Origin of the sequence: Mycobacterium sp., assembly GCF_049280035.1 — a bacterium.
Classification (GTDB): Bacteria; Actinomycetota; Actinomycetes; order Mycobacteriales; family Mycobacteriaceae; genus Mycobacterium.
In genome coordinates this window covers 1-5,592 of the sequence record NZ_JBAPPI010000794.1, presented here as the reverse complement: position 1 = coordinate 5,592, position 5,592 = coordinate 1, and the positions used below count along the sequence as shown (strand labels likewise).

Below are 5,592 nucleotides of genomic sequence, written 5' to 3'. Positions count from 1 at the left end.
GTCTTGCCCTCGGCCCACGCGGTGTTCTTGACGATGTACTTGTACAGCTGCAGGTCGTCGGCCGCGTGCAACAGCGTGTTGAACTTGTAGTTGATCTCGGCCTGGCCGCCGGTGCCCACCTCGTGGTGCCCCTTCTCCAGGCTGAAGCCGGCGGTGATCAGGTTCTGCAGCATCTTGTCGCGCAGGTCGACGTAGTGGTCGACCGGAGCAACCGGGAAGTAGCCACCCTTGGGGCGGACCTTGTAACCGAGGTTGGGGCTGCCGTCGTTCTCGGTGGGCTCGCCGGTGTTCCACCATCCCGCGATTGCGTCGACTTCGTAGAACGAGCCGTTGGTGCGCGAGTCGAAGCTGACCGAGTCGAAGATGTAGAACTCGGCCTCGGCACCGAAGTACGCCGCGTCGGCGATGCCGGTGCTGACCAAGTAGTTCTCCGCCTTGCGGGCGACGTTGCGCGGGTCCCGCGAGTACGGCTCAAGGGTGAACGGGTCATGCACGAAGAAGTTGAGGTTCAGCGTCTTGGCTGCGCGGAACAGGTCGATTTGCGCGGTGTCGAGGTCGGGCAGCAGCAGCATGTCGGATTCGTGGATCGCCTGGAAGCCGCGAATCGAGGAGCCGTCGAAGGCGATCCCGTTCTCAAATACGTCCGCGTCGAAAAATGAAATCGGAATTGTGAAGTGCTGCATGATGCCGGGCAAGTCACAGAACCGGACGTCGACGAATTCGACCTTCTCGTCCTTGGCGTATTTGAGGATGTCATCGGCCGTTTTTTCGGACACAGAAGCGCTCTCCTTTGCTGCGGGCTTCGAATCTACTGCGGTCATTGAAGCGCTCTCCTTTACCGGTCGTGACTGGCCGACCCGACCAGACGCTATGGAGGCAAGATTTCCCGTGGGTCAATCCTGCGTTGCGCCGACGTTACGCGACGGCGCGGTTCGCCGCCGAGTGCTTGGCAGGCCTCACCTTATTGTGGGGTGGTGGCCCGCAGCATCGTATCTTGGCTGTCCGGCCCCGGGCCACCCGAGTCCGGGCCGTCGCAGCGATACCCGGGCGAGAGGCTCGGCTTGCCCGAACGTGGATCGCATTCGTTGGCCCAGCTTGGTCGTCGGTTGGCCGCGCTGCTTGTTGACTGGTTGCTTGCCTACGGCCTGGCCGCACTCGTTATGGCGCTCGGGCTGATCTCCCCGGGTCTGCTGTCGTCGGCGGTTTTGCTCATCTGGTTGGTGCTGGGCGCACTCGCCGTCCGGTTGTTCGGGTTCACTCCGGGGCAGTTTGCACTGGGACTTCAGGTGGCGTCCGTCGATGAACGGATGCACGTCGGGTTGGGTCGTGCCGCGGTGCGCGGGGTGCTGATTGCGTTTGTCGTACCGGCGCTGTTCGTCGACGTCGACGGTCGCGGGCTGCAGGACCGCCTGACCGCCACCGCCGTCGTGCGGCGCTGACTTACCGGCGGCTACCGACGGCGCACGGTGCGCTGGACGCCGCGCATCTTGGCGGTGCCGGGCAGCGGGCCCTTGGGCATCGCGGCCGTCCCGGCCCGGGAACCCAGCGCGCTCAGCTTCGATTCCAACGAGTCCATCTGCTTGGCGGTGATGTTGGCCGGCAGCCGGGTGAGGTGGCGTTCGAGCTTGGCCAGCGGAACCTCTCCCTCGCCGTTGCCGACGACGATGTCGTAGATCGGGATCTCGCCGACCAGCCGGGCGGTGCGTTTCTTCTCCTGGGCCAGCAGCGGTTTGAGCCGCGTCGGCGATCCCTCGGCCACCAGGATGACCCCCGGTCGACCGATCACCCGGTGCACGGCGTCGAAATGGCCGGTCGCCGCCACACCGGGGGTGACGCGCCACTTGCCGCGCAGATTCTCCAGCGCCCAGGCAGCAGCACCGGTTTGGCCCTCGGCCTTGCGGTAGACCGACCGCTGCGCACGCCGACCGAAAATAATGAACGCAACCAATACGCCCAGCACCACGCCCAGCGGAATCATCGTGAGCATGGTGAACCCGCCGGTCGTCACCCCGACCGCCACCGATACGCCCACGATCAGCACAAACGCAGCGACCATGTACGGCACTAGCCGCTTGTCCTCTTGGCGCTGCACGGTGAACGCCTGCCAGAGTTGACTGCGGCGCTCTTTGGCGGCCGCTTTGCGGGCCGCTTTCGCCTCGGCCCTGGCGGCCTTGGTCGCCTTGGCATCACGGAGTTTCGCCATAATCGCCAAGGATACGGAAAGCTCGGCTCAGCGCGACGGCGCGGTGTGCGTCTAGCGCCGCCGCTTGCTGGCCTGTTGGTAGAGCCGTCCGGCTCGGTATGACGAACGCACCAGCGGCCCGGCCAGCACCCCGGCGAAGCCCAGTTGTTCGGCGTAGTCCGAATACTCCACGAACTCGTCGGGGGGGACCCAGCGCTCGACTGGATGATGCCGCGCCGACGGGCGCAGATATTGGGTGATCGTGACGATGTCGCACCCGGCCGCATGCAAATCAGCCAGCGCGGTGCGCACCTCCTGCGGCGTCTCGCCCAGCCCGAGAATGAGGTTGCTCTTGGTGACCAGCCCGAAGTCCCGCGCCGCGGTCAGCACGCCGAGGCTTCGCCGATAGGAGAAGGCCGGGCGGATTCGCTTGAAGACGCGCGGCACGGTCTCGACGTTGTGCGCCAACACTTCCGGCGCAGATTCGAAGACTTGCCGCAGCTGGTCGGGATCGCCGTTGAAATCCGGGATCAACAGCTCGACGCCGGTGGACGGGTTGAGTCTCTTGATGGCGCGCACGGTCTCGGCATAGAGCCACGCGCCACCGTCGGGCAGGTCGTCGCGGGCCACCCCGGTGACGGTGGAATACCGCAGGCTCATTGCCTGCACGCTTTCGGCCACCCGTCGTGGTTCGTCACGGTCCAGGGGGACAGGCTTGCCGGTGTCGATCTGGCAGAAGTCACAACGACGGGTGCACACCTCGCCGCCGATCAGGAAGGTGGCTTCGCGGTCTTCCCAACATTCGTAGATGTTGGGGCAGCCGGCCTCCTCGCACACGGTGTGTAGACCCTCGCGCCGGACCAGGTTTTTCAGCTCGGTGTACTCCGGCCCCATCCGCAGCCGCGTCCTGATCCACGGCGGCTTGCGCTCGATCGGTGTTTGCGCGTTGCGTACTTCCAGACGCAGAAGCTTCCGACCCTCGGGAGTGACGGTCACGATGTCGATGCTACGCGGACCGGAATCGGTTGCGAGCTAACCGCCAGCCGGCCGTCCAAGGCGTCGCACACCGCGTCGGCGACCGCCGACCAGACGTCGTCGACGCCGACCCGGCGGCCCAGTTCGGCCGATATCGACGTCACCCCGGCGTCGGTGATGCCGCACGGGACAATCCTTTCGAACGCGTCCAGGTCGCAGTCGCAGTTGAGCGCGAACCCATGCAGCGTCGTCGCCCGCGAGACCCGTACACCGATGGCGGCGACCTTGCGCGCGGGCCTACCGTCGCCGGCCGGTAACCACACGCCGGATCGGCCCCCGACCCGGCCCACCGCTAAACCGAGCCCCGTGCAGACCTTGATCAGCGATTCCTCAATGCGCCGAACGTAATTGACCACATCGAGCGGTTCGGCAAGCGTGACGATCGGATAGCCGACGAGCTGGCCGGGGCCGTGCCAGGTGATCTTGCCGCCCCGGTCGGTATCGATGACCGGCGTACCGTCCGTTGGGCGTTCGTCCGCGGACGTGCGGCGCCCGGCGGTGTAGACCGCCGGGTGTTCGAGCAACAGCAGCGCGTCGGTGCCGCCCGCCACCCGGGCGTCGGCCAGCTCACGTTGCAGCTGCCACGCGACTCGGTAGTCAACGGTGCCCAGTTGGCGGACATCGATCGGGGCCGCGCTCGAGCGGATAGAACTCACACGGCCGAGGTTACAACTACAGGCTGGCGACCGCGCGCCCGCGGCTAGGCGACAGCGGGCCTCGCGGTGGCGTACCGCAGCGCCTCTCCGACGGTGTTGTGGTGGAACTCGAAGCCGGCGCGTTCGAGTGCGGCCGGGATTGCGCGCTGCCCGGTCAGCAGGCCTTCGTCAGCGAACTCACCGAGCGCGGCGCGCACCGCGAATCCCGGCATCAACAGCGAGGTGGGCCGGTTCACCGCTCGGCCCAGTGCGGCGGTGAACTCTGCGTTGGTGACGGGCGCCGGGCCGGTGAGGTTGACCGGGCCGGAGATCCGACTGTCGGAGATCGCGAACTGCAGAGCTCGTACCTGATCCTCGAGGCTGATCCAAGACATGTACTGGCGGCCGTTGCCCAGGCGGGCGCCAAGGCCCACCGAGAACAGCGGCCGCAACCGGCGTAGCGCACCGCCGGAAGAGGCCAGCACCAATCCGGTGCGGGCCAGCACAACACGGGTGCCGGCGTGTTGGGCAGCCGCGGTGGCCGCTTCCCAGTCTTTACACAGTTGGGCAAGGAAACCCGTTCCCGCCGAATCGGTTTCGACGACGACCCGGTCTCTGGTGTCACCGTAGTAGCCGACTGCGCTGGCATTGACCAGCACGCCGATGCCGGCGTCGGCGACCGCGTTGGACAACACTTCGGTAGGCGTGATGCGGCTGTCGCGCAGGGTTTGTTTGAACGCTCCCGACCACCGCCGCTGGCCGATGTTGATGCCGCACAGATTCACCACGGCGTCGACTCCGCTCAATGCGCCCGCGTCGAATTCGCCGCTGTCCGGATCCCAGTGCAGCTCACCGGCATTCGCTGGCGCGCGGCGCACGATCCGCAGCACCTGATGGTCTGCCGTGCGCAGCGCCGTCACCAGCGCCGAGCCGATCAGCCCGGATGATCCCGCGATCGCAACGGTGGCGGCCACGCCTCAAGTCCTGCCTACAGTCCCAGGTCTGCCTCGAACGCGCTTTCTTCGAGCCGGTGCTTGATGGTGGTCAGGAACCGCCCGGCGTCGGCGCCGTCGATCAGCCGGTGGTCGTAGGTCAGCGGGAGGTAGCAGATCGAACGCACCCCGATGGATTCGTTGCCTGTGTCGTCGATGACGACCCGCGGCCGCTTGACGATCGCACCGGTGCCCAGCATCGCGGCCTGTGGCGGCACCAGGATCGGGGTGTCCATCAGTGCGCCCTGGCTGCCGATGTTGGTGATCGTGAAGGTCCCGCCGGACAACTCGTCGGGTTTGAGGTCTCCCGACCGGGCGCGGGCGGCGATGTCGGCGATCGCGCGCGCCAACCCGGCCAGTGACAGGTCCCCGGCATTGTGGATGACGGGGGAGAGCAGGCCCTGATCGGTGTCGACAGCGAAGCCGAGGTGCTCGGCGTCGTAGTAGGTGATCTCCTTGGTCTCTTCGTTGTAGCTGGCGTTTACGTTCGGGTGTGCTTTGAGCGCATCGATGACGGCGCGTGCGATGAACGGCAGGAAGGTGAGGTTCACACCCTCGCGTTCGGCGAAGGCGGCCTTGGCTCTTTCTCGCAGCGCCACGATCCGGGTCATGTCGACTTCGTGGATCTGGGTGAGCTGTGCAGTGGCCTGCAGCGATTCCCGGGTCTTCTTCGCGGTGATCTGGCGGATCCTGCTGGCCTTCTGGGTGGTTCCCCGCAGATGTGCCAGCGCGGGCGCCGGGGTGGGGA

At 66.5% G+C, this 5,592-nt stretch carries 7 protein-coding genes; 1 reads left to right on the top strand and 6 read right to left on the bottom strand.

The annotated features are described in order from the left end of the window. A partial coding sequence (locus tag WAN71_RS25255; protein WP_422227945.1) for a glutamine synthetase beta-grasp domain-containing protein occupies positions 1-776 on the bottom strand: 776 nt, incomplete at its 3' end. Positions 777-974: 198 nt separating this feature from the next. Between WAN71_RS25255 and WAN71_RS25250 the strand changes: the two genes are divergently transcribed. Next, a complete protein-coding gene (locus WAN71_RS25250) occupies positions 975-1,439 on the top strand; it encodes an RDD family protein (protein ID WP_422227944.1) in 465 nt (154 codons plus the stop codon). 11 nt (positions 1,440-1,450) lie between these two features. On the opposite strand, the gene WAN71_RS25245 is transcribed toward WAN71_RS25250, so the two are convergent. The 5 genes from WAN71_RS25245 to sucB form a co-directional block, all read right to left on the bottom strand. Continuing rightward, positions 1,451-2,203, bottom strand: coding sequence for a DUF4191 domain-containing protein (locus tag WAN71_RS25245; RefSeq protein WP_422227943.1), 753 nt, complete (start codon positions 2,201-2,203; stop codon positions 1,451-1,453). Positions 2,204-2,254: 51 nt separating this feature from the next. Next, positions 2,255-3,178 (bottom strand): lipoyl synthase, encoded by a 924-nt coding sequence (gene lipA, locus WAN71_RS25240; protein ID WP_422227942.1) that lies wholly within the window; start codon positions 3,176-3,178, stop codon positions 2,255-2,257. After that, positions 3,175-3,873: a lipoyl(octanoyl) transferase LipB gene (gene lipB, locus WAN71_RS25235; protein ID WP_422227941.1), complete on the bottom strand. Its 699-nt coding sequence runs from the start codon at positions 3,871-3,873 to the stop codon at positions 3,175-3,177. The genes lipA and lipB overlap by 4 nt, the downstream gene beginning before the upstream one ends. 44 nt (positions 3,874-3,917) lie before the next feature. After that, positions 3,918-4,826 (bottom strand): TIGR01777 family oxidoreductase, encoded by a 909-nt coding sequence (locus WAN71_RS25230; RefSeq protein WP_422227940.1) that lies wholly within the window; start codon positions 4,824-4,826, stop codon positions 3,918-3,920. 14 nt (positions 4,827-4,840) lie between these two features. Further along, on the bottom strand, positions 4,841-5,592 hold a 752-nt coding region (gene sucB / locus WAN71_RS25225; RefSeq protein ID WP_422227939.1), incomplete at its 5' end, for a 2-oxoglutarate dehydrogenase, E2 component, dihydrolipoamide succinyltransferase.

Excerpts from the sequence above, each read along its gene's own strand:
- WAN71_RS25245 (WP_422227943.1), bottom strand. The coding sequence starts at position 2,203 with ATGGCGAAACTCCGTGATGCCAAGGCGACCAAGGCCGCCAGGGCCGAG.